Raw genomic sequence first — 21,856 nt, forward strand, 5'->3', positions numbered from 1 at the left:
TACAGCATTTATGGCTAAAAGCTTCCATCAAACGCGGCACGAGAATTCCCCTCCATTTAGATGTATACTACAAGTTGGGCGAAATTTCACTTAGCCAATTCGAGCTAAGGCAGATATATATTACAATATCACCCAATTATCCTGTTATTCGTCAACGAATACATCGCATTGCATATGGCGCGAGTTCAACTGGAGACCTGCGGCCCGGTGAACAGTCGGACATCCGACGCCGCGTCTGGATGCGACAAGAGAACATTAAGCGGCGCCGCAAGACTATACGCCGGTGTCATGGATAGCGGGTCGGAAATGGCACTCCTGATTGCAGCGCGACACGTCTTTTCAGATGGGCGTGGAAGATCTCTCAGTCTTCGCGATCAAACCGCGGCAGCGGCTCGATATTTTCCGACCAGGACAGGGCCGACCGGCACCATATCTGTTTTTTTGGCGTCATCTCTCGCCGCTGGTCGATGCCGCCGAGACGGATGCCGATCGCACCGCCTTCGCCATCCGTACGATAGAGCGGCGATCCGCAATTCGGAAAGAAGAATTGCCGGCTGAGGGCGCCGCTGTCGCCATGTTTCGCATAGCTGCGCGGTTCGCCCGAAATAAGCGTGAAGCTTTGCGGTTGCGCCGGCGCGGTGACGCGGTAGGCCGAGCCCGTCAATCGCTGGCAATCGGTGCAGTGGCAGATCGTGACCCGCTCCGGATCGATTTCCGCCTGATAGCGGATCGCCCCGCAATGACATCCTCCCGTTATATGCATCGGCAACTCCTCAATCCGCCGGTTGTGCGGCCGGGCGTGCGGCATAGAAGGCCTTGGCATCCGCCGTGAAGGCGGCCCGTTGATCGGCTTGCGTGTAGAACATATGGCCGCCATGATAGAGCTTCAGCCCAACGCGGCCATCGGCGAGCGACGGCGGCAGGTGGTCGACGACATAGCGGCTGACGCTGTAAGGCGTCACCAGATCGCTGTAGCCATGCGCGATCAGCAGATGGAAGGCCGTGTTCGAGGCGAGCAGCTGCCTGATGTCGTCGGTCGCGCTCGCCTGGAAGCGTGATCCGCCGCCGCGGCCGCCGCCCCATTCCCAGCGCCGGCTGATATCGCTGTCGAGCAGCGAATAGGTCATTTCGGTTTTGAAGCCGAGCTCGTTGCGGGCATAGTCGGCAAAGGCGCCGCCATAGGCGCGGGCGAAGCCGTCGAGGATGGCGTCGTCGCCGCGGTCGTAATCCGACTCCGGATAGGGGTCGGGCGCTGCAAAGGACGCGTCGTAGGGGCTCATCAGCTCGCCGCTGCCGCCGTTCGAGTGCTTGACGAAGGAATTGCCTGGGAAACCGCGGTTGCGGGCGATGATATCCTGCGGGATGCCGGTTAGCCCGGCGATCCTGCCATAGAAGGCTGCAGCATCGGCGCCCGTCGGCGGCGGGCCGGCGAGCGTCGTCAAATAATCGCCGAGCGCGAAACGCTCCGCTTGCCTCTGCTTCTCCTCGGTAAAGCCATTTTGCCGGTCGAGCTCGGCCGCAGCCAGCGACGGCAGCTCGAGCGCCGCGCCGAGCGCGAACTGGTCGGCATCGAACATCAGCTGCCCTTCGAGCAGCGGCGAGAGCATGACGGCGCCGGCGACGACAATGCCCTGGCTTTCCTGCAGGGTGGAAGCGACTTTGGCGGCGCGGAAACCGCCGTAGCTTTCGCCGAGCAGATATTTCGGCGAGTTGGAACGGTTGTTATGCGCGACATAGAGCGCGATCGCCTTGGCGATGCTCTGGGCATCCGAGTTGACATTGTAATAGTTGGAGGCGTCGTCGGCCTTCGCCGTCCGGCTCCAGCCGGTGCCGATCGGATCGATCAGCACGAGATCGGTAAAGTCGAGCCAGCTATGCTCGTTATCGACGAGTTTCGCATGGGCGCCGTCGCGTGCCTGCGGCCCGAAATCGAGCACTTTGGGCCCAACCAGTCCGAGATGCAGAAAGGCGGAAGCGGCGCCCGGCCCGCCATTGAAGACAAAGGTCAGCGGCCGATCCGCCCCGCCACCCTTGGCGACATAGGCGGTGTAGAAGATCGCGCCGGTCTGCGCTCCGTCCTGGCCGAAGAGATCAAGAGTACCGGCGGTCGCGGTATAGGCGATCTTCCGGCCGTCGACCGTCAGCTCGTGCTCCGTGGCGGAGTCGGCCGGCAGCAGCTTCAGCACGCCGTCGCGCGCACTGCGCTCGACATTTGCCTGGCGCCCGCCGCGTTCCTGCGCCGGGGAAAAGGCAGGCCCCAGCGATGCCATCAACGCGGTGAGCAGAAACAGGGTTCGTATGCGCACGACTTGTCCTCCGGCGGATGCAGGCTGAGATAGCGTAGCATCCGCGCCTGGCGACCGGCATCAAGAGATGGTGATGGGCCGGTGAGCCTAGACTTTCTCGACCGCATGCACATTCACCTCCAGCGCCCGGCCGGCCCTCCAGCCGTTGATCGCGGCCCCGAGCCCGAGCGCGATGAAGAGAACCGCACACAAGGAAAAGCTTCCGGTCCAGCCGCGGATGAGGCCGACGATCAGCGGGCCGATTGCGGCGAGCAGATAGCCGACGCATTGCGCCATGCCGGAGAGATGGGCGGCAACATCGGGGTCGCGCGAGCGCAGCACGATCGTCGTCATGGCGGCCGCGATCAGTCCGCCCTGGCCGATGCCTTGCAGCACCGCCCACAGCCAGACGCTCGAAAGCGGCGCAAAGAGCAGTCCAAGCAGAGCCATGACGGCGACGCCGCAGAGGCCGGCATTGATCAATCGCTGATCCCGGCCGCGCACGGCGATATGCGGCACGACGAGGCAGGAGGCCGCCTGCACCATCACCGAGAGCGATACGATCGCCCCGGCCGTGACGCCGTCGAGCCCGCGTTCGCGCAGGATCGGAACCAGCCAGCCGAAGACGCAGTAGGCAAGCGCCGATTGCAGCCCCATGAACAGCGTAACCTGCCAGGCCAGCCGGTCCCGCCAGAGTCCGTCGACGCGAAAGCCGTTTCGCCTTGCTCCGGCGCCGCTGCGAAGGACCTGCGGCAGCCAGATCAGGCCGACGGCGAGCGCCGGCAGCGCCCAGACGGCGAGCGCGCCGCCGAGAGAGCCGCCGAGCGCGTGTTCGATCGGCAGGGTCAGCCCGGCCGCGCCGGCAGCGCCTGCGCAGAGCGCCATCGTATAAAAGCCGGTCATCAGCGCGGCGCGCGTGGGGAAGTCCCGTTTCACCAGTCCCGGCAGCAGCACGTTGCCGACGGCGATGCAGGCACCGGCAAGCGCCGTGCCGATAAAGAGCAGCGGCACGGAGAAAAGCCCGCGCAAGGCTGTGCCGAGCGCAAGCAGCAGGAGAACGCCGAGCAGTGTGCGTTCGGTTCCGATGCGTTGGGCAAGACGCGGCGCAAGCGGCGGGAAGACGCCGAGGCAGACGACCGGAAGCGTCGTCAGCAGGCTGGCGCCGAGCGCGCTCAGCCCGAGTTCGGAGCGGATCTCCGGCAGGAGCGCCGAGGCGCTCGAAAACACCGGGCGCAGGTTGAAAGCGATCAGCACCAGGCTCGCGCCGAGCAGCAAACTGGCCGCACCATTCCGCACCGGCGTTGCCTGCTGGGCGGGAAGGCTGCCGGCCTCGGCATCGATCAGCAATTCGTCGGCCACATCAAGCGTGATGGCGGCAGCGTTGGAAGGTGTATTCATGACAGGATCATCCGGTCGAGTGCCGCAAGAACCGGCGCCATGAAGCGGCGCACCGCGGCATCCGCCTGGTCGGGATCGCCGGTGTCGATCGCATCGACGATATCGACATGCGCCTGCATGTCGGGCTCGGGAATATCCCTGCCGAGCGTCGCCGCAATGGTGTCGGCGATCGAGGCCGAAAAGAAAGCGTAGATTTCGATCATCGCCCGATTGCCGGAAGCAGCGATGACCGCCTTGTGGAAGGCGAGGTCCCGTTCGATGAAGGCGGCTTCATCGCCGCCGGCGTAACTGCCGCGTTCGTTCAGCAGCCGGCGCAGCTCGGCAATCGTCTCCGCCGTCTTGCGCATCGCCGTCAGTCGTGCCGCCTCGACATCGAGTGCTAAGCGCGCTTCGAACTGATCGCGCAGGCTCGCGCGCCGCGCCATGGTCAGCGGCCGGCCGGCGTCGCTGGTCGAACGCACATAGGTGCCCGACCCCTGCCGGGTTTCAAGATAACCCTGGGAGACAAGCACCCGCACCGCCTCGCGCACCGTGCCGCGGCTGACGGAGAGCATGGCCGACAGCGAGGCCTCGTTCGGCAGCTTGTCGCCGACCGCCCAGCGCTTGCCGACAATGTCGCTGCGAATTGCCTCGATCGCCTCATCGGCGAGATTGGTCTTGCTGAGCGCCTGCATCTTCTACTCATAAAGTCATCAGATGACTTTATGAGTAGAAGAATTGTCGTCTTCTGTCAATCTTGGGGACTCAGGCAATAAAAAAGGGCCGCCTCGGCGACCCTTTCCATGAGTTTGGCCTCGAACTGGCCTGGACTGTCAAAGCAGCCCCAGGAAGGGGGGTCTTAGAGCGAGGGCTGCCTCGCTTTCATCACCACTTCCATGCCCGATACGAGGTCCGAAATCTCATTAGACATTGGATCACCTTCCTTTCGTTCTGTTGCCGATAGGGAAAAGGTAGGACGATTCGCGCCGGATGCAAGAAGAAATTGCACTCGAGGCATCCCTCTGGGTCGGAGCCGCGTTCACAAAAGAACACAGGCTTTCGCCGAATTTGAAGTTCCACCCTGTCACCAAACCGTCATGATCGGTCTACAAATCGGTCGCGCGTTAAGCTGTTATTAGCCGTGACGTTCGACAATTTAGAGCATGCCCGCCGATGCCGCGGGTTCCGGAGCAAAGAGCCATGTGTCGCTGGGCAGCCTATCGCGGAGACCCTCTCTACCTCGAGGAACTGGTATCTTCGCCGGCCCATTCGCTGATCGAGCAGTCCCATTGCGCCACCCGCGCCAAGACCGCGACCAATGGCGACGGCTTCGGCATCGCCTGGTATGGCGACCGGCCCGAGCCCGGCCGCTACCGCGACATCCTGCCGGCCTGGTCGGATTGCAATCTGAAGAGCTTGGCGCGGCAGATCCGCTCGCCCCTCTTCCTCGCCCATGTCCGTGCCGCCACCGGTGGCGGCACGCGCCGGGACAATTGCCATCCCTTCACCCACGATATCTGGTCGTTCATGCACAACGGCCAGATATCGGGCTTCGAGCGCTTGCGCCGGCCGATGGAGGCGATGCTTGACGACGAGCTGTTCAATGCCCGCAGCGGCACGACCGATTCCGAGCTGATGTTTCTGCTGGCGCTGCAGTTCGGCCTGCGCGAGGCGCCGATCGCTGCGATGGCTGATATGGTCGGCTTCGTCGAAGATCTCGCCGAACGCACCATCGGCTCGATCTTGCTGCGCTTCACCGCCGCCTTCTCCGACGGCAAGTCGCTCTATGCGATCCGCTATGCCACGGATCGCAAGGCGCCGACGCTCTACGCCTCGCCCGTCGGTGCCGGCTACTGCCTCGTCTCCGAACCCTTGAACGACGATGTCGACGCCTGGGCGGAGATTCCGGATGGCAGCGCCGTCATCGTCGGCAAAAACGGTATCGATGTCGCGGAATTCCGGCCGGAAAAGCCGAGCGCCGCCAAATCACAGCGCCTGGCGATCTCGGCATAATCCTTTCCGGAAAACGGGATCGATTTTCGAGGCGGCTATGCGCGGAAGCGTTTGGCGATCAGCGCCGCTAGCCTTTCGGCGACCTGTTCCTTCGTCAGGTCTGGCCATTGCTCGACGCCGTCGTGGCGAATGAGTTTGACGCTGTTGCGGCTGCCGCCCATGATGCCGGTCGCAGGAGAAACGTCATTGGCGACGATCAGGTCGGCGCCCTTCCGCTCGAGCTTCGCCCTGGCATTGCTTTCCACGTCCTGGGTCTCGGCGGCAAAGCCGATCACCAGCCTCGGCCGCATCGTGTGATGTCCCAGGGTCTTCAATATGTCGGGGTTCTCGGTCAGCGCCAGCGTCGGAATGGATTCACCCGGATGTTTCTTCAGTTTCTGGTCGGCGGCCGAGGCGACGCGCCAGTCCGCCACCGCCGCCACCATCACGGCGATATCGGCCGGCAGCGCCGCCAGCACGGCATCGCGCATTTCCTCGGCCCGCTCGACGTGGATGACGTTGACGCCAACCGGATCAGCGATCGTCACCGGCCCGGAGACGAGCGTCACGTCGGCCCCGAGCTTCGCCAGAGCTGCGGCGATCGCGTGCCCCTGCCGGCCGGAGGAGCGGTTGGCGATGTAGCGCACCGGATCGATCGGCTCATGGGTCGGCCCTGACGTGACGATCGCCTTGCGTCCCTTCAGCGGCTTTTCCCCCTCGTCGAGCATGGTTTCGGCGGCCGCGACGATATCCAGGGGCTCCGCCATCCGACCGATCCCCGCCTCCCGGCTTTCGGCCATCTCACCGGCCATCGGCCCGACGAAGCGCACGCCGTCTTCCCTGAGCCTCGCCGCATTGCGCCGTGTTGCCGGATGCGCCCACATTCTGGGGTTCATCGCCGGTGCGGCCAGCACAGGCCTGTCCGTCGCCAGAAGCACGGTCGAGGCGAGGTCATCGGCAAGGCCGTTCGCCATCTTCGCCATCAGATCGGCGCTGGCGGGGGCAATCAGCACAAGATCGCAGTCGCGCGCCAGCCTGATATGGCCGACATCCTGTTCGTCCTGCCGCGAAAACAGATCGACAAAGACATGGTCTGCCGCCAGCGCGCCGACCGCAAGCGGCGTGACGAATTCCTGCGCCCCCTTGGTCATGACCGGGCGCACGCTGGCACCGCGCTCCCGCAGCCGGCGGATCAGATCCAGGCTCTTATAGGCGGCAATGCCGCCCGAGATGATGAGGAGGATGCGTTTGCCGCTGAGAGCCATGGCCTTCTACCCGTTGCCTTTTCTGACCTGCCCCGACCCTAAGCCTTTGGCGGAGAACATGCAATCGCGCGGACGACAGGTATCGGATCTGCTCGAGACGGGCGACCGGTGCGTCGGTGAACGACCCCTCCCCAACCGTCCCCACAAGGGGGAGGGGTTGGGGAGGAGTCTTTCAACCTTGGCTGACCCCCCGTGGATGGCGGCAGCCCCCGCCGTCTCAACTGCGGCTGATCGAAATGCCGCCGTCGACCAGCGAAGCCGTGCCGGTGACGAAGCTTGCATCGTCGGAGGCGAGGTAGAGAACCGAGCGGGCGATTTCATCAGGTGTCGCGACGCGTTTCAGCGCGTGCATATTGGTGATGGCAGCCTGTTTCTCCGCCGTATCGTTCACATCGCGGTACATATCGGTATCGACGGCGCCCGGCAGGATGGCGTTGACGCGCACGCCCTGCGGTCCGAATTCGGCGGCCAGCGCCTGCGTCAGGCCGATCAGGCCGGATTTGCTGGCGGCATAGGCGGCAACGCCGGGAAAGGCAAAGCTGTAGCCGACGAAGGTCGAGGTGAAGATCACCGAACCGCCGCCACTGTCGGTCATCGCGCCGATCTGGTGCTTGGCAGCGAGAAAGGAAGCAGTCAGATTGACGGCCAGTGCGTCGCTGAATCCCGCTTCGGAGACACCGGTGCTCGGACCGGCTTCGCCGATGATGCCGGCATTGTTGAAGGCGATATCGAGCTTGCCGTAGTGGGTCATGGCAGCCGCGACAAGCGCCTTTTGATAATCTTCCGAGCGGACATCGCCGGCAACGTCGATGGCGTCGCCGCCTTCTGCCTTGATCTCCGCAACAAGGCTGTCGAGTTCGCGCTCGCGGCGGGCGCCGACGACGACCTTCGCGCCTTCGGCGGCAAAGAGCTTTGCCGTGACGCGGCCAATGCCGGAGCTTGCGCCGGTAACGATTGCGACCTTGTTGTTCAAGCGGTTCATGCTTCCATCTCCTGTTTGAGCGGGCGGCCCCTGCCGTCCCTTTCATTGATCAGAAGATGGCACTTTCTTTTCGTTCGGATTAGTCTCCAAGTTAAGGAACTCGAATTCGGAAATGCCGAACGATGATCAGAATAGAAGGCATTGCGGCTTTCGTCGCCGTGGCGGAGGCAGGCTCGGTCAGCGAGGCGGCCAGGCGGCTGCGGCTCTCCAAATCCGTCGTCAGCGAAAGGTTGGCGGAATTGGAGAAGTCCTTGGGCGGCGTACTGCTGCACCGAACGACACGCAAGCTCACCTTGACGGAGGACGGAGCTGCATTTCTGCAGCGCGCCGCGCGCATCGTGCGTGAGATTGACGAGGCTGCCGCCGATATGGCCGAGCGGCGCGGCACGCTGTCCGGCCCGATCCGCATCGCCGCCCCGGTCACGTTCGGCCGCATGCATCTCGGCCCGGCGCTCTACCCCTTTCTTGCCGATCATCCCGATATCGAGTTGACGCTCGACATCGATGACCGCCGCGTCGATGCGGCCTCGGACGGCTACGACGCCATCATCCGCAACGGCCCGATCGCCGACAGCCGGCTGGTCGCCTGGAAGCTCACCCGCAGCCGCCGTCTTCTCTGCGCTTCGCCGGATTATCTCGCCCGCGAGGGAACGCCATCGTCGCTTGCCGACCTGAACCGCCATCGCGGCGTCTTCTACACCAACCGCGGCGTTGCCGACTGGCGCTTCCAGACGCCGGAGGGAGCGGTCGTCGTCCGCGCCAAACCGGCGCTCGGCATCAACAATGGCGACATGCTGCGCGATGCGGCGATTGCCGGCCTCGGCATCGCCCTGCTGCCGGCCTTCATCGCCGGCCCGGCCATCCGCGAGGGCCGGCTTGCCGAAATCGATGTCGGTCACAGGCCGGAGGCCGAATTCATCTATATGGCCCATCCCGAGGGCCGAAATCCCTCGACCAAGCTTCGCGCTATCGCCGATCACTTGAGGAAGAGCTTCGGGGACCCGCCCTATTGGGATCCGGCGGGTTAACGCATGAGTTCGAAGGCTCACGGGAATGAAGATATGCCGCCGCCAGCGCAAACCGCGAAGACCGCGATCGCAGCAGAAAAGCATTATTTGACGCGCGGTACAGGCGCTTACCGCCGCGCCAGCCTGGCGCTTTTTCTCTCCGGTTTTTCCACCTTCTCGCTGCTCTATTGCGTGCAGCCGCTATTGCCGGTCTTCTCGCAGGAATTTTCCGTCAGTCCGGCCGAAAGCTCGCTGTCGCTGTCGCTTTCCACCGGCTTTCTCGCCGTCGCCATCGTCTGCGCCGCCGCCGTTTCGGAAGGAATCGGCCGCCGCAGCCTGATGTCGATATCGCTGCTTGGAGCGGCTCTATTGACGATCGCTACCGCCTTTGCGCCGGACTGGCACCTGCTGCTCGTCATCCGCGCCCTGCAGGGCTTCGTTCTCGGCGGCGTGCCGGCCGTCGCCATGGCCTATCTTGCCGAAGAAATCGATCCGCGCGGCCTTGGCGCCACCATGGGCCTCTACGTCGGCGGCACGGCCTTCGGTGGCATGTCCGGTCGCGTGCTCACCGGCATCTTTGCCGAATATTTTGGCTGGCGCCCGGCGCTCTTCCTCGTCGGCGCCATCGGACTTGCCGCGGCGATTGGCTTCATCGCCCTTCTGCCGCCATCACGGAATTTCGTTCGCCGGCCTGGCTTTGATCCGCGTTTTCACGCGAAAGCCTGGCTCGGCCATCTCAGAAATCCGGCGCTGCCCTTCCTCTTCGCCATCGCCTTCCTGGCGATGGGCTCCTTCGTGACGATCTATAATTATGCCGGTTTCCGCCTGGTAGCGCCGCCCTACGGCCTCAATCAGACCGAACTCGGCCTGATCTTCACCGTCTATCTCTTCGGCATCGGCGCCGCCTCGACCGGCGGGCTGCTGGGAGACCGGATCGGTCACTTTCCGGTGCTTTTCTTCGGCCTCGCCCTGACGGCTGCCGGCAGCGCATTGACGCTCTTCGCCTCGCTGCCGCCGATCATCCTCGGTATCATCGTGCTGACGACCGGCTTCTTCATGAGCCATTCCATCGCCAGCGGCCTTGTCGGCAAACTTGCCTTTGGCAATAAGGGGCACGCTTCATCGATCTACATGCTGGCCTATTACGTCGGCTCCAGCCTGATAGGCTCGGCCGGCGGCTGGTTCTTCGCGGTCGAAGGCTGGGCAGCTGTCGTCGTCTTCACCCTTGCCATGCTGGCGCTGGCCTTTATCGCGGCCTGTGTCGCCCAGCGCCTTGCAAGGGAAAACGCATGATCCGCATCGACCGTCTCGATCATCTGGTGTTGACCGTCGCCGATATGGCAGCCACTTGCGATTTCTACTCCCGCATCCTCGGCATGTCGGTCGAAACCTTCGCGGAAGGCCGCAAGGCGCTGAAATTCGGCCGCCAGAAGATCAACCTGCATCAGGCCGGCCACGAATTCGAACCCAAGGCCAAACATCCTATCCCCGGCTCCGGCGATCTCTGTTTCATCGCCGAAACGTCGATTGGCGGGGTCATCGCCCATCTGCAGGCGTCCGGCATTGTGATTGAGGAAGGTCCGGTCGAACGCACCGGCGCGACCGGACGGTTGCGTTCGGTTTATTTCCGAGACCCAGACGGCAATCTCATCGAAGTTTCGAACCTCATCGACTGACGCTTAGGCCGATATCCGCCTCCGGGCTCAATCCAGCCTGATATAGGGCACGTCCTTCTTCGCCACCTCATCCAGCGCCTCCTCGTAACCCGCATCGGCGTAGCGCATGACGCCGAGCGCCGTGTCGTTGGTCAGCGCGTGGTCGAGGCGTTCGTCTCCGGCATCGGTGCCGTCGGCGATCACGGTGACGCCACAGCTCGTCATGTAGCCGGCATAGCCGCCGCCGCCGGAATGGACGACGACGAGATCGGCCATGGAGGAGCAGAGCATCATCGCATCGATCAGCGGCCAGTCGGCGATCGCATCGGAGCCATCCTTCATCCGCTCGGTCATGATATTCGGATGCGCCATGGCGCCGGCATCGAGATGGTCGCGCGAGAAGGCGACCGGCCCTTTGAGTTCGCCACTCGCAACCAGGGCATTGACACGCCGCGCCAGCATCGTGCGTTCGCCGTGGCCGAGCCAGGCGATGCGCGCCGGCAGCCCTTCGAAGGGGACGTGCTCGCGCGCCAGCCGGATCCAGTTGGTAATGATCTTGTTGTCGGAGAACATCTCGATGAGCAGGTCGTCAATCCGCGCGATATCGCTTTCCTCGCCTGACAGAGCCATCCAGCGGAACGGTCCGATCGCCCGGGCAAAGAGTGGCCTCAGATAGGCTTCGGTGAAGATCGGAATATCGAAGGCGTTGGTCACACCGCCCTCGCGGGCTTGCGTGCGGATGAGATTGCCGTTGTCGAAGACTTCGGAGCCCTTCTTCTGGAACTCCAGCATCGCCGTCACATGCTCGACGATCGAGGCGCGGCTTGCCGCCATCAATTGCCCCTGGCCATCGTCGCGCAAGCCTTTGACCTGATCGAGGCTCATGCCCTTCGGCACGTAGCCATAGACGAGGTCATGCGCCGAGGTCTGATCGGTGACGATATCGGGCACGATGCCGCGCCGGGCAATCTCGGGATAAACCTCCGCCGCATTGCCGACGAGCCCGACGGAGAGCGCCCGCTTGTCCTTCACCGCCCTATCGATCATTTGAAGGGCGGTATCGAGATCCGGCGCGATCTCCTGGAGATAGCCGATCTGCTGGCGTTTGCGCGCCCGCTCCGGATCGATGTCGACGCAGAGGATCGCCGCGCCCGCCATGCGGCCGGCGAGCGGCTGTGCCCCGCCCATGCCGCCGAGGCCGGCCGTCAGCACGAAGCGGCCTTGGAGATCGCCGCCGAAGCGACGTTCGGCAATGCGCATGAAGATCTCGTAGGTTCCCTGGATAACGCCCTGGCTGCCGATATATTGCCAGGCCCCTGCCGTCAGCCCGCCCCAGCAGATCAGTCCCTTGCGCTGCAGCTCATAGAACACCTCGGCCTTTGCCCATTGCCCGACGATATTGCAGTTCGCCATGATGACCAGCGGCGCCTTGGCATGCGTCTTCACCAGCCCGATCGGCTTGCCGGACTGGATGAGCAGCGTCTGGTCCTCATCCATCTCCGTCAGCGCCTTGACAATGCCCTTGTGCGCCGCCCAGTTGCGGGCGGCCTTGCCGAGCGCGGCATAGACGATCAGATTGTCGGGATCCTCGCCGACGGCGAGCACGTTTTCGAGCAGCCGCAGTAGCGCCTCCTGCCGCCAGCCCTTGGCGCGCAACTCCGGCCCGCCGGGAATCGGAAATTTCGGATGACGTGGATTGGCCTTCGGCATCGTGGGTTCCTCGCTTGGTTTCTGCTTTTCCCTTCTCCCCAGCGGGGGTCCGAAGGACGGGTCGAGACCTGTGGCTCGACCCCGGTCGGTGGCCCGAAGGGTCGGATGAGGGGGCCGCACGGCACGCCCTCCATTGCTCTTCGCTTGCGCTCAGCGCATTCGCTCCTGGCGTCGCTCACCTCCTCATCTGTCCTTCGGACATCTGACCGGGGTCTAGCCGCAGGTCTCGACCCGTCCTTCGGACCCCACTGGGGAGAAGGGAAATGGCGTCACTTGCCCGGCAGCGATTCCACATAGGCAAGCGCCGCATCGAGCAGACGCCGTCTCAGGGCATCGTCGCCGTAAGCCTCGGCGGAGGCGCGCAGCCAGCCGTGCATGACACGCTCGCCCATCAGCATCCGGATTACGCCCGGCAGCGCCAGCGCCCAATCATCGTTGCCCTTGCCGAGACGGATCAGCATGCCGTCACTGCGGGCGCCGCAGAGAAGATTGCCGTTCAGCAGGAAGGCGCGGCCGCCGAACATGGATTTTTCGCTGAGCCCAGGACGATCGCCGAGTTCCTCACGCAGCAGTTCTTCAAGGCCGGAATCGCGTGCCATGGCTCAGGCCTTCGCCGCCAGTGCATAACGCGCGATCTCGATTCCCATCGCCTTTTCGACGACGGGATAAACTGTCGGATCGAGTACGCTAGCCGACAGCGGAATGATATCCATCGGCACATGCAGGATGAAGATTTGCATGCCTTCCTGTAACTGCCCGACGCTCAGCGGCTCGCCCTCAGGCGACAGCGTGGTGATCACGGCAGGGAAGGTGGCAAGCCGCCCGCCACCCGCATCGTCCACGGCCATATATTCGTTCATCACATGCAGCGTCACCGATTTATTGCCCGAGCCGACGGTGATGGTGCCGATGTCGAAGGCCTCCCTGGTGTAGACGACGTCCTTCCGGCTGATGACTCCTTCGGCGAGGATATGCCCGCCCGTCGTCTTGCAGATCGCATCGATGACCGCTGGCCCGCCACGCTTCTCCGCCGCAATGATCGCTTCGCCGAGCGCAAGCGCCATCGAGATGCCGCCAGGTGCGGCATGGCTGCGCACGTAAGAAGCCCGGAGCGGATTGCGGCAGCTGGCGATGAAGCCGCCGGACTGATCGGCCGCGGCGCGCAGCACCGGCGAGATCTTGGCCGTCGCACCCTTCACCACCAGCTCGATGTAGCGGTTCTCGGCCCTGTTGCCGCCGACGGCGGTCTGGATCATCGGCTCGGGTGAGGCGGCCATGCCGATCGAGCCCATGTCGCCGGTCGGGTGGGCGCGGATATCGCCGACGGCATCGACCACTTTGGTGCCGAGAATCGCCGATGGCAGCCAGCCGTTCAGCGTCGACGATTTGCCGTTCTGGCCGATGATCAGCCCGGAAAGCCTTTCGCCGAGCGCCTCCTGAAGCAATTGCACCGCCTTCACATAATCGACGCCCTGCATTTCCCAGGGCGTGGTGGAGGCCGGCGCGCCGATCGCCGCCGCCGTGGCAATCCAGTCGTCATCCTTCAATTCGTCGACCGATACCAGCTCCGGCTTGCCGATGGTGACGGCCGCAAGCCCGAGCATGCGGCCGTGATCGGCCCAGCCGCCGCCGCCGGCGGCATAGACGGAGCCGCCTTTGACAGCCGCCTCGACGTCCTTCTCAACCAGTATGCGTCCCATCGGCCTTCTCCCGCTTCAAATCCTTGTCCATCTCGCGCACCGCCTCGAAAAGCACGGCTGCGCCGAGCGCAATATCCTCATTGTCGGCCCATTCGTCGGAGCAATGGCTGCGACCTCCCCGGCAGGGCACGAAGATCATTGCCGCCGGCGCCACCTTGGCGATCCAGGCCGTATCGTGCCCGGCGCCGGAGGCCATGCGCCGGTATTTTGCGCCGACGCGTTCGCAGGCGGTCTCCAGCGTCGAAAGGAGCGCGACATCACTGGGCGTTGGCAGATTGTCGGAAACCCGGTTCGGCGCCTCGATCGTCACGCCGTAAGCGGTCGCCAGCTTTTCGACATGGCCGTCGAGCCAGCGGCAGAAGGCTTCCACGTCGGGGCGGATTTCCGCGCGCCCGTCGATCAGCAGCACGACCTTCGAGGGGACGACATTGGCTGCGTTCGGCTCGATCCTGAACTCACCGACCGTCGCCGCGAAATGCCCCGGCGTCCTGGCAAGCTCGGCGGCGGCATTGCGGATGTCGAGCACCAGCTGCGAGGCCGCGACCAGCGCATCCGCCCGCCTGTCCATCGGCGTCGTGCCGGCATGGTCAGCCCGTCCTTCGACGGTGATCTCGATGCGGGTGATGCCCGATATTGCCGTGACGATGCCGATATCCTCCCTTTCGGCTTCGAGCACCGGCCCCTGCTCGATATGGAGCTCCAGGAAGCCTGCCAGATCGGGCCGCTTCTGCTGTCCCAGCACGCCGGGCTCGCCGCCCACCCGGGCGATGCCGCCGGCAAGATCAAGGCCGCCGCTTGCCCGCGACAGCCAGGCTTCCGGCAACTGCCCGGTCATGCCGCGGCTGCCGATGCAGGAGACGCCGAAGATGCTGACCTCCTCGGCAAGGAAATCGACGATCTCCAGATCGTGGTCCAGTTCCAGGCCTTGGTCATGCAGCGCCCGCGCCACCTCGAGCGCCGCAATCACGCCGGCAACGCCGTCGAAGCGGCCGCCGTCGGGCACCGTGTCGGAATGCGAACCGAGCATGATCGTGCCGAGCCACGGTTTGCGACCCGTGCGCCGGCCGATCAGATTGCCGGCCGCGTCGATCCGCGTTTCCAGTCCGGCCGCCTTCATCCGCGCTTCGAGGTAGGCCCGGCCTTCGAGAAAGAGCGGCGAGAAGGCCCGCCGCGTCCAGGGGTGCCCCGGCTCGGTGATTTCGGCCAGCGCCACGATATCCTCAGCGATCCGGCTGGCATTGACGGGAAGATTGCGATTCATGCACTGGCCCCCGCAATGAGGTGGCGCGGCGGCGGCCGGACGAACCGGCCGGTGCCGGGCTTGGCCAGCACCTTGCCACCTTCGGCGATCTTTTCGCCGCGCAGATAGGTAGCCGTAACCGTCCACGGCAGGCGGATGCCGTTATAGGGGCTCCAGCCGACGACGTTGTTGCCGCTCGCAGCCGCATCGTAGATGCTTTCGCGCGGCTCCAGCACGGTAATGTCGGCGTCCTTGCCTGGTGTCAGCGCCCCCTTGATATGGTCGAGCCGGAAATGCTTGGCCGGATTCTCGGCCATCAGCCGGGCCGCCCAAGTCAGCGGAATGCCGCGGTCGATGGCGCCTTTGACGAAAAGCGGTACCATGACCTCGAGACCCGGCACGCCGGATGCGTTGGCGAGCATGTCGGGATTGGTCTTGCGGTTCTCCGACCAGCTGACGTGATCGGTCGAAACCAGCCAGACATCGCCCTCGGCCACCTTCCGCCAGAGCTTCTCCACCTCGGCGCGCGGCCGCAGCGGCGGATTGATCTTCGCCTTGCCGCCGAGGCGCTTCACGTCATTCTCTTCGTCGAGCGTCAGATAATGGATGCAGCATTCGGCGGTCGCCGCAAAACCGTCACGCCGATAGGCGCGGGCGATATCGTAGCCGCGCCCGAGCGAGCAATGCACCACATGCGCCGGGCAGCCGGTGGCCGCACCCGTCTCGAAGATCGTGTGCATCGCCAGAAGTTCGGTGATCGGTGGCCGCGACAGGCCGTGCGCCCGCCAGTCGGCGATGCCACTCGCCTTTACCTGCTCCATGTAGCTGCGCACCGCCTCGTCGTCCTCGTTGTGCACGCCTGATGTCAGTCCTGTCGGCGCGATCGCCGCAAAGCAGGCGTCGAGCAGGGCCGGCGGAATGCGCGGAAAGCGCTTGGGGTCGGTGCCGAAAGTGGAAAACTTGAAGGCGGCGACGCCCGCCTCGACCATCTCGCCGATCCGCGCCGGGCCTTCTTCCGGATCGACGGTGCCGTAAAGCGCGAAGTCGACACGCGCCTGCTGCCCGGCATGGTCGATCTTGCGTTTGACCGCCGCCGCCGAGCAAACGAGATCACCCTCGTCATAGGGCATGTCGACGATCGTCGTGACGCCGCCGGCCGCCGCCGAACGCGTCGACCAGATGAAGTCTTCCTGGTCTTTCTGCGAAAGCGAGTGCACCTGGGCGTCGATCGCACCGGGCAGGATCAGTGCTTTGCCGAGCAGATGCCTTTCACGCGCTGAAGGTGGTACGCCAAGGCCGACCTCGGCGATCCTGCCGTCGCGGGCGGCGACATAGCCTTCGTCGAGAATGCGATGCGGCAGCACCACCGTGCCCTGCAGAACGAGATCGAAGTCCATGCCGCTTCCTCCTAGACTGAAGTCACCGTTGCCGGCCGGGGCAGAACGCCAAAAGCGCGAGCGTCTTTCGCACGGCCCGGACCGGTTAATGTAGAACAGGATCCAGATTTTCAGTCCCTGGCCGGACATCATCCTGTTCAGCTGGCCAGCCGCTCCTCGATGGGCTCCGGCGAACCGAGTGCGAAAAAATCGTCGAAGGAGGCGATCGGAACCTGTTCGGTCAGCTTCGCGAGAAAGGTGTCCGATCCGAGTTCTTCCTCGATCGCCTCCACCTCAGCCGAAAGCGGCCGGTCGACGGTATAAAAGGCCGCATGTTTGCGCACGACGTCGTAGAGCATGCCGGCCACGCCCTTCGGTTCATCGCCGAGAATGTCGATCGCCTGGGCAGACAAGAGCGCCTCGAGTGCCGCGAGGCGCTTCAGCGCCTGCATCTGCCGCTCGAAGCGCTCGATGACCAGCGGCAGGAAGGCGGCCTCGTCCTCCAGCCCGGCCGCAACGACAAGCGACTGCGCCGAAACGGGACCTGACATCGACAGGACGCGCGAGAAGATTTCGCCGGCAAGCTTGATGATCGGCCCGAAGCCGGTGGCAATCCGGCCTGGCGGCACGAGGTTGACCGGCAGGTCGCGCCGTTGACCGTTGCCGAGAATGACGCAGCGGTTGAAGGCATTGCGCGCCGCATGCGCCATGCAGAGTGCGGCCGATTCGAGCAGGATCGTCACATCGAGCGGAAGCGAACCGCCTGATGTCATCACCCGGCCCTCGACAACAACCGGATTGTCGTCCGAGCGTCCGGTGGCGGCAAGGATCTTGTGGCCGGTCGAAAGCAGATTTTCGATGACGGCGCCGAACACCTGGGCGATCATGCGCAGGCTGAGCGGATCCTGCACATGCGTTGCAACCGGCCAGTCCCATTCGTCCGAGGCGTTGCAGAGCCAGGCGCCGATCAGCGCCTCGCGCGCCGTGCCGACGTGGCGGACTGCCTTCCACGGATCGCGGGAGGCGCCGAGCGCACCTGATGCCATCATCCCGGTGGCGAGCAGAATACGGATCGAGGCCGCGGCATTGCGCGTCGTTTCCGCCGCCGCCGCAAAGCTCACCGCGTTGACACTCAGCGAAGCGAGGCTGTCGCGCGGCGCCATCCGCACCGGTTCCAGTCCCGCCGCCCGGAAAGCGTCGGCCGCCTGCATCCGGTTGCCGCGATAGACCGCTTCACCGACACCGGTCAGTACCGCGCCGATCTGCCCCATCAGGCCGATATCGGCGCAGCCGATCGAGCCGGTGCGGCGCACGACCGGGATGAGATCGGCCTCCAGCATCCTGATATAGGCCTCGATCAGCTCCGGCGTGCAGCCGACCTGGCCGGTCAGCGCCGTGTTGACGCGGATCGCCATGGCATTGCGCACGACATTGCAGGAAAACGGCGTGCCGGTGCCGAAGTGATGGGCACGCACCAAGCCGAGATTGAAAGTGTCGAGTTCGTCGGCCGACCACTCCACGTCCTTCATGGCGCCGACGCCAGTCGTCGAGCCGTAGACGGGCGTGCCGGCGGCAATCGCGTCCTCTACGATCTCGCGGGCAATCGCGATGCGGGCCATGCCGGTCGGTGAAGCCGAAATCCTCGCCTTGCCGGCACCAATCGTCACCATCTCGGCAAAACCGAGCGGTCGTCCGGAAAGTTCGATGCCGGGGCGTTCGTGCTGCATGTGCCGTATCTCCTAAACTGCGAGACTAAGCGAGCCCTCCGTCACATGGGATATCCTAAATGCCGAACACAGCATGTTATCGGAGCGGTCAGCTCAGCATCCAGGCAATATAGAGAAGCGTCAATGCGATCACCCAGAGCGCGATCCTGGCCGAGCGGTTGTGACGCGCTTCGGCCTTGCCGATCGCCTCGGCCGTCTGGTCGTCGAAACGCAGGCCGTGTTCGCTCATATGCAGCAGCTGATGGTGGAATTTCTCGGTTTTCGCCGCGATCTCGGGCGCGGCTTCGGCGAGCTTGACCGCCGCCTTCAGCCCGTCCTTGAGGTCGGTGACGATCCGCTTCGGGCCGAGATTGGTGCGGATCCAGTCGCCGACGACGGGCTCGGAAGCCTTCCACATATTGAAACGCGGGTTGAGCATGCGCGACACGCCTTCGACCACGACCATGGTCTTCTGCAGCATCACAAGCTCCGGCCGTGTCGCCATGTCGAAGAGTTCGGTCACTTCGAACAGCAGCGTCAGGAGCTTGCCCATTGAGATGGTTTCGGCCGGCTGCCCGTGGATCGGCTCGCCGATTGCCCGGATCGCCTGGGCGAAGCTTTCGACATTGTGGTGGCCGGGCACGTAGCCGGCCTCGAAATGCACCTCTGCGACACGGATGTAATCGCGCGTGATGAAGCCGTAGAGGATTTCGGCGAGGAACCGTCGCTCCTTTTTGCCGAGCCGCCCGACAATACCCATGTCGACTGCGACGATCATGCCGCCGGCATCGACGAAGAGATTGCCCGGATGCATGTCGGCATGAAAGAAACCGTCGCGCAGCGTGTGGCGGAGAAACGACTGGATCAGCGTGTCGGCGAGCAGGTTGAGGTCGTGGCCGGCAGCGCGTAAGCCCTCGACGTCCGACATTCTCGTGCCGTCGATCCATTCCATGGTGATGACGTCGCGGCCCGTGCGCTCCCAGTCGACCTTCGGCACGCGAAAACCGGGATCGCTGTCGGTGTTTTCGGCAATCTCCGAAAGCGCTGCCGCCTCCAGGCGAAGATCCATCTCCACCTTCGTCGTCTGTTCCAGCGTCTTCGTCACCTCGATCGGCCGCAGCCGCCGGCTGGACGGCATGAACCGCTCCTGCATGTGGGCGACCAGATACATTGCCTCGATGTCATGGACAAAACGCTGGCGCACGCCCGGTCGGACGACCTTGACGGCGACCTTCGTTCGGCCTTCTGCCGTTTCGACTTCGGCCGGATGCACTTGCGCGATCGAGGCGGCGGCGATGGGCTCGCCGAAGCTCACATAGAGTTCCTCGATCGGCCGGCCGAGCGATCCTTCGATATTCGCCTTTGCGGCAGCCGAGGGGAAGAAGGCCATCCGGTCCTGAAGCTGCGACAGGTCGTTGGCGAATTCGACGCCGACGACGTCGGGCCGTGTCGCCAGGAACTGGCCGATCTTGACATAGGACGGGCCGAGCCGCTCGACCGCCTGCGCCAGCCGATCGCTGCGCTTCTGATGCCGCGCCCTGCTGCGCTCGAAAATCGTGACGAAGGATTTGGCTAGCGCGACCGAAGGCGGCAAACCTTCGGACGGCAGGGCCGATACGACACCCTCACGCACGAGCACCCAACCGACACGCCAAAGGCGGAAATAGGCTCCGAAAGTGCTCATGCAGAAGTGCCCCATCGAGGGAGGTTCGTCTTTTTTTCGTTCATTCCCTCAGAGCTTCCAGCCGGAATGCAGCGCGGCGATGCCGCCGGTATAATTCGTATAAGTGACGCGCGAAAATCCGGCTTGGCGGATCATCGCCGCGAAATTCTCCTGGTTCGGGAACTTGCGGATCGATTCCACCAGATACTGGTAGGGTTCGGCATCGCCGGTGATCGCCTTGCCGAATTGCGGAATGGCGTTGAAAGACCAGGCGTCATAGATCTTGTCGAGAAGCGGCATATCGACTTCCGAAAACTCCAGGACCAGCAGCCGTCCGCCGCGTTTCAACACGCGATAGGCCTCGGACAGCGCCTTGTCGATCCTCGGCACGTTGCGAATGCCGAAGGCGATCGTATAGGCATCGAAGCTCGCGGCCTCGAAGGGCAGTTCCTCGGCATTCGCCTCGACGAAGGTGAGATTGTCGGAAAGCTTCTTCTTTGCCGCCCGCTCGGCGCCGACGCCGAGCATCGAGCCGTTGATGTCGAGCACGGTCGCGTGCGCCTGCCGGCCCGAAGCCTCGATGATGCGGAAGGCGATGTCGCCGGTGCCGCCGGCAACGTCGAGCACCTTGTAGCCCGGCTCCTTGCGCGGGTTGAGCGCCGAGATCATCGCATCTTTCCAGGCCCGGTGCATGCCCATCGACATCACATCGTTCATGATGTCGTAGCGCTTGGCGACCTTGTGGAACACCTGATTGACCAGACCCTGTTTCTCGCCGCCCGGCACCTCGCGGAAGCCGTAGGAGGTCTCCATGCCGCCATCGGCGGAAGTGCGGCTTTCTGACATCAGGCTGCTCCGTTCCTTGAAGATCGGCGCGGCGACCGTAGCGAAAGACCGCGCGCGACGTTATCACTGGACCGCGCTCTCCGCGGCACATGGCGCTATAGCGCACATCGTCCTCGGTTGAAACACGTTCGATAGAGATGGGTTAAGATGCCGGAATTGCCAGAAGTCGAAACGGTCAAGCGCGGCCTGGCGCCGGCGATGGAAGGCGCTCGCATTGCCAGGCTGGAACTGCGGCGCAAGGATTTGCGCTTCCCCTTTCCCGATGCCTTGGCCGACAAGGTTTCCGGCCGCACCATCATCGGCCTTGGTCGCCGCGCCAAATATCTGCTGGTCGATCTCGATGACGGCAACACGCTGATTTCCCATCTCGGCATGTCCGGTTCCTTTCGCATCGAGGAGAACTCCGCCTCCGCAATGCCGGGCGAGTTCCACCACGCCCGCTCGAAGGATGAGAAACACGATCACGTCGTCTTTCATCTGCAGGGTCCGGACGGCGCACGCCGCGTCATCTACAACGACCCGCGCCGTTTCGGCTTCATGGATATGGTCGGACGCGCCGATCTCGCCGCCCACCCCTTCTTCCGCGATCTCGGCCCGGAGCCGACAGGAAACGAACTCGGCGCCGCTTATCTGGCCGAACGTTTTCGCGACAAGGCGCAGCCGCTGAAGAGCGCGCTGCTCGACCAGAAGAACATTGCCGGTCTCGGCAATATATATGTATGCGAGGCGCTGTGGCGCGCGCATTTGTCGCCGCTGCGTGCTGCCGGCACGCTGGTGACGCCGGGCGGCCGGCCGAAGCATGAGCTCGACCTGCTGGTCGCCTCGATCCGCGACGTCATCGCCGATGCAATCGCCGCCGGCGGATCGTCGCTGCGAGACCATATCCAGGCCGACGGATCGCTCGGTTATTTCCAGCACTCCTTCTCCGTCTATGATCGCGAAGGTGAGGCTTGCGGCACGCCCGGCTGCGGCGCTACGGTCGCCCGTGTCGTGCAGGCGGGCCGCTCCACCTTCTATTGCGCCGCCTGCCAGAAATAACAGAGAACCGGGAG

At 64.1% G+C, this 21,856-nt stretch carries 19 protein-coding genes; 5 read left to right on the forward strand and 14 right to left on the reverse strand.

Going from position 1 to position 21,856, the window contains the following annotated elements; translation table 11 throughout:
• Positions 1 to 361: 361 nt before the first annotated feature.
• The 4 genes from AMK00_RS01860 to AMK00_RS01875 all read right to left on the reverse strand — a co-directional run bounded on the left by AMK00_RS01860 (position 362) and on the right by AMK00_RS01875 (position 4,357).
• A complete protein-coding gene (locus AMK00_RS01860) occupies positions 362 to 763 on the reverse strand; it encodes a GFA family protein (RefSeq protein ID WP_064809351.1) in 402 nt (133 codons plus the stop codon).
• Positions 764 to 773: 10 nt separating this feature from the next.
• Positions 774 to 2,306: a S10 family peptidase gene (locus tag AMK00_RS01865; protein ID WP_064809352.1), complete on the reverse strand. Its 1,533-nt coding sequence runs from the start codon at positions 2,304 to 2,306 to the stop codon at positions 774 to 776.
• A gap of 87 nt (positions 2,307 to 2,393) precedes the next feature.
• Positions 2,394 to 3,683: a CynX/NimT family MFS transporter gene (locus AMK00_RS01870; RefSeq protein WP_064809353.1), complete on the reverse strand. Its 1,290-nt coding sequence runs from the start codon at positions 3,681 to 3,683 to the stop codon at positions 2,394 to 2,396.
• Positions 3,680 to 4,357, reverse strand: a complete 678-nt coding sequence (locus tag AMK00_RS01875; RefSeq protein WP_064800406.1) for a FadR/GntR family transcriptional regulator — start codon at positions 4,355 to 4,357, stop codon at positions 3,680 to 3,682. Before AMK00_RS01875 ends, AMK00_RS01870 begins: the two co-directional genes overlap by 4 nt.
• 505 nt (positions 4,358 to 4,862) lie before the next feature.
• On the opposite strand from AMK00_RS01875, the gene AMK00_RS01880 reads away from it, so the two are divergent.
• Positions 4,863 to 5,675: a class II glutamine amidotransferase gene (locus AMK00_RS01880; RefSeq protein WP_064809354.1), complete on the forward strand. Its 813-nt coding sequence runs from the start codon at positions 4,863 to 4,865 to the stop codon at positions 5,673 to 5,675.
• Between the two features lie 35 nt (positions 5,676 to 5,710).
• Here AMK00_RS01880 and coaBC read toward each other — a convergent pair whose 3' ends face one another.
• A complete protein-coding gene (gene coaBC / locus AMK00_RS01885; RefSeq protein WP_064809355.1) occupies positions 5,711 to 6,919 on the reverse strand; it encodes a bifunctional phosphopantothenoylcysteine decarboxylase/phosphopantothenate--cysteine ligase CoaBC in 1,209 nt (402 codons plus the stop codon).
• 217 nt (positions 6,920 to 7,136) lie between these two features.
• On the reverse strand, positions 7,137 to 7,901 hold the full coding sequence (locus tag AMK00_RS01890; RefSeq protein WP_064809356.1) for an SDR family oxidoreductase: 765 nt from the start codon (positions 7,899 to 7,901) through the stop codon (positions 7,137 to 7,139).
• A gap of 122 nt (positions 7,902 to 8,023) precedes the next feature.
• Between AMK00_RS01890 and AMK00_RS01895 the strand changes: the two genes are divergently transcribed.
• From AMK00_RS01895 to AMK00_RS01905, 3 genes are read left to right on the forward strand one after another with little or no spacing between them, the layout of a single operon-like run.
• Positions 8,024 to 8,929: a LysR family transcriptional regulator gene (locus AMK00_RS01895; RefSeq protein WP_064809358.1), complete on the forward strand. Its 906-nt coding sequence runs from the start codon at positions 8,024 to 8,026 to the stop codon at positions 8,927 to 8,929.
• Positions 8,930 to 8,962: 33 nt separating this feature from the next.
• Positions 8,963 to 10,201, forward strand: a complete 1,239-nt coding sequence (locus AMK00_RS01900) for an MFS transporter (protein ID WP_064809360.1) — start codon at positions 8,963 to 8,965, stop codon at positions 10,199 to 10,201.
• Positions 10,198 to 10,584: a VOC family protein gene (locus tag AMK00_RS01905; protein WP_064809362.1), complete on the forward strand. Its 387-nt coding sequence runs from the start codon at positions 10,198 to 10,200 to the stop codon at positions 10,582 to 10,584. The genes AMK00_RS01900 and AMK00_RS01905 overlap by 4 nt, the downstream gene beginning before the upstream one ends.
• Positions 10,585 to 10,611: 27 nt before the next feature.
• Here AMK00_RS01905 and AMK00_RS01910 read toward each other — a convergent pair whose 3' ends face one another.
• The 8 genes from AMK00_RS01910 to ubiE form a co-directional block, all read right to left on the reverse strand.
• Positions 10,612 to 12,273 (reverse strand): urocanate hydratase, encoded by a 1,662-nt coding sequence (locus AMK00_RS01910; protein WP_064809363.1) that lies wholly within the window; start codon positions 12,271 to 12,273, stop codon positions 10,612 to 10,614.
• Positions 12,274 to 12,542: 269 nt separating this feature from the next.
• Entirely contained in the window at positions 12,543 to 12,872 is a 330-nt protein-coding gene (locus AMK00_RS01915) for a TfoX/Sxy family protein (RefSeq protein WP_064809365.1), read from the reverse strand.
• 3 nt (positions 12,873 to 12,875) lie between these two features.
• Entirely contained in the window at positions 12,876 to 13,973 is a 1,098-nt protein-coding gene (locus tag AMK00_RS01920; protein ID WP_064809367.1) for a DUF917 domain-containing protein, read from the reverse strand.
• Positions 13,954 to 15,234, reverse strand: a complete 1,281-nt coding sequence (locus tag AMK00_RS01925) for a Zn-dependent hydrolase (protein WP_064809369.1) — start codon at positions 15,232 to 15,234, stop codon at positions 13,954 to 13,956. The genes AMK00_RS01920 and AMK00_RS01925 overlap by 20 nt, the downstream gene beginning before the upstream one ends.
• Entirely contained in the window at positions 15,231 to 16,610 is a 1,380-nt protein-coding gene (locus AMK00_RS01930) for a dihydroorotase (protein WP_064809371.1), read from the reverse strand. The genes AMK00_RS01925 and AMK00_RS01930 overlap by 4 nt, the downstream gene beginning before the upstream one ends.
• Positions 16,611 to 16,747: 137 nt before the next feature.
• Positions 16,748 to 18,316, reverse strand: coding sequence for an aromatic amino acid lyase (locus tag AMK00_RS01935; protein ID WP_064800418.1), 1,569 nt, complete (start codon positions 18,314 to 18,316; stop codon positions 16,748 to 16,750).
• 88 nt (positions 18,317 to 18,404) lie between these two features.
• Complete coding sequence (ubiB, locus tag AMK00_RS01940; protein WP_064809373.1) at positions 18,405 to 19,979, reverse strand: 2-polyprenylphenol 6-hydroxylase; 1,575 nt, start codon at positions 19,977 to 19,979, stop codon at positions 18,405 to 18,407.
• Positions 19,980 to 20,027: 48 nt separating this feature from the next.
• A complete protein-coding gene (gene ubiE / locus AMK00_RS01945) occupies positions 20,028 to 20,804 on the reverse strand; it encodes a bifunctional demethylmenaquinone methyltransferase/2-methoxy-6-polyprenyl-1,4-benzoquinol methylase UbiE (RefSeq protein ID WP_064809375.1) in 777 nt (258 codons plus the stop codon).
• A 147-nt stretch (positions 20,805 to 20,951) separates the two neighbouring features.
• Here ubiE and mutM point away from each other — a divergent pair, with 147 nt between their 5' ends.
• A complete protein-coding gene (mutM, locus tag AMK00_RS01950; protein ID WP_064809377.1) occupies positions 20,952 to 21,842 on the forward strand; it encodes a bifunctional DNA-formamidopyrimidine glycosylase/DNA-(apurinic or apyrimidinic site) lyase in 891 nt (296 codons plus the stop codon).
• Positions 21,843 to 21,856 lie beyond the last annotated feature (14 nt).

The organism is Rhizobium sp. N621 (genome assembly GCF_001664325.1).
Lineage (GTDB): Bacteria > Pseudomonadota > Alphaproteobacteria > Rhizobiales > Rhizobiaceae > Rhizobium > Rhizobium esperanzae.

Bases quoted from the DNA above. Each gene is read 5' to 3' on its own strand.
- mutM (WP_064809377.1), top strand. From the start codon at position 20,952: ATGCCGGAATTGCCAGAAGTCGAAACGGTCAAGCGCGGCCTGGCGCCG.
- AMK00_RS01890 (WP_064809356.1), bottom strand. From the start codon at position 7,901: ATGAACCGCTTGAACAACAAGGTCGCAATCGTTACCGGCGCAAGCTCC.
- AMK00_RS01935 (WP_064800418.1), bottom strand. From the start codon at position 18,316: ATGCAGCACGAACGCCCCGGCATCGAACTTTCCGGACGACCGCTCGGT.
- AMK00_RS01930 (WP_064809371.1), bottom strand. From the start codon at position 16,610: ATGGACTTCGATCTCGTTCTGCAGGGCACGGTGGTGCTGCCGCATCGC.
- AMK00_RS01870 (WP_064809353.1), bottom strand. From the start codon at position 3,683: ATGAATACACCTTCCAACGCTGCCGCCATCACGCTTGATGTGGCCGAC.
- AMK00_RS01900 (WP_064809360.1), top strand. From the start codon at position 8,963: ATGCCGCCGCCAGCGCAAACCGCGAAGACCGCGATCGCAGCAGAAAAG.
- AMK00_RS01925 (WP_064809369.1), bottom strand. From the start codon at position 15,234: ATGAATCGCAATCTTCCCGTCAATGCCAGCCGGATCGCTGAGGATATC.
- AMK00_RS01880 (WP_064809354.1), top strand. From the start codon at position 4,863: ATGTGTCGCTGGGCAGCCTATCGCGGAGACCCTCTCTACCTCGAGGAA.
- AMK00_RS01910 (WP_064809363.1), bottom strand. From the start codon at position 12,273: ATGCCGAAGGCCAATCCACGTCATCCGAAATTTCCGATTCCCGGCGGG.
- coaBC (WP_064809355.1), bottom strand. From the start codon at position 6,919: ATGGCTCTCAGCGGCAAACGCATCCTCCTCATCATCTCGGGCGGCATT.
- ubiE (WP_064809375.1), bottom strand. From the start codon at position 20,804: ATGTCAGAAAGCCGCACTTCCGCCGATGGCGGCATGGAGACCTCCTAC.
- AMK00_RS01920 (WP_064809367.1), bottom strand. From the start codon at position 13,973: ATGGGACGCATACTGGTTGAGAAGGACGTCGAGGCGGCTGTCAAAGGC.
- AMK00_RS01915 (WP_064809365.1), bottom strand. From the start codon at position 12,872: ATGGCACGCGATTCCGGCCTTGAAGAACTGCTGCGTGAGGAACTCGGC.
- AMK00_RS01860 (WP_064809351.1), bottom strand. From the start codon at position 763: ATGCATATAACGGGAGGATGTCATTGCGGGGCGATCCGCTATCAGGCG.
- AMK00_RS01875 (WP_064800406.1), bottom strand. From the start codon at position 4,357: ATGCAGGCGCTCAGCAAGACCAATCTCGCCGATGAGGCGATCGAGGCA.
- AMK00_RS01905 (WP_064809362.1), top strand. From the start codon at position 10,198: ATGATCCGCATCGACCGTCTCGATCATCTGGTGTTGACCGTCGCCGAT.
- ubiB (WP_064809373.1), bottom strand. From the start codon at position 19,979: ATGAGCACTTTCGGAGCCTATTTCCGCCTTTGGCGTGTCGGTTGGGTG.
- AMK00_RS01895 (WP_064809358.1), top strand. From the start codon at position 8,024: ATGATCAGAATAGAAGGCATTGCGGCTTTCGTCGCCGTGGCGGAGGCA.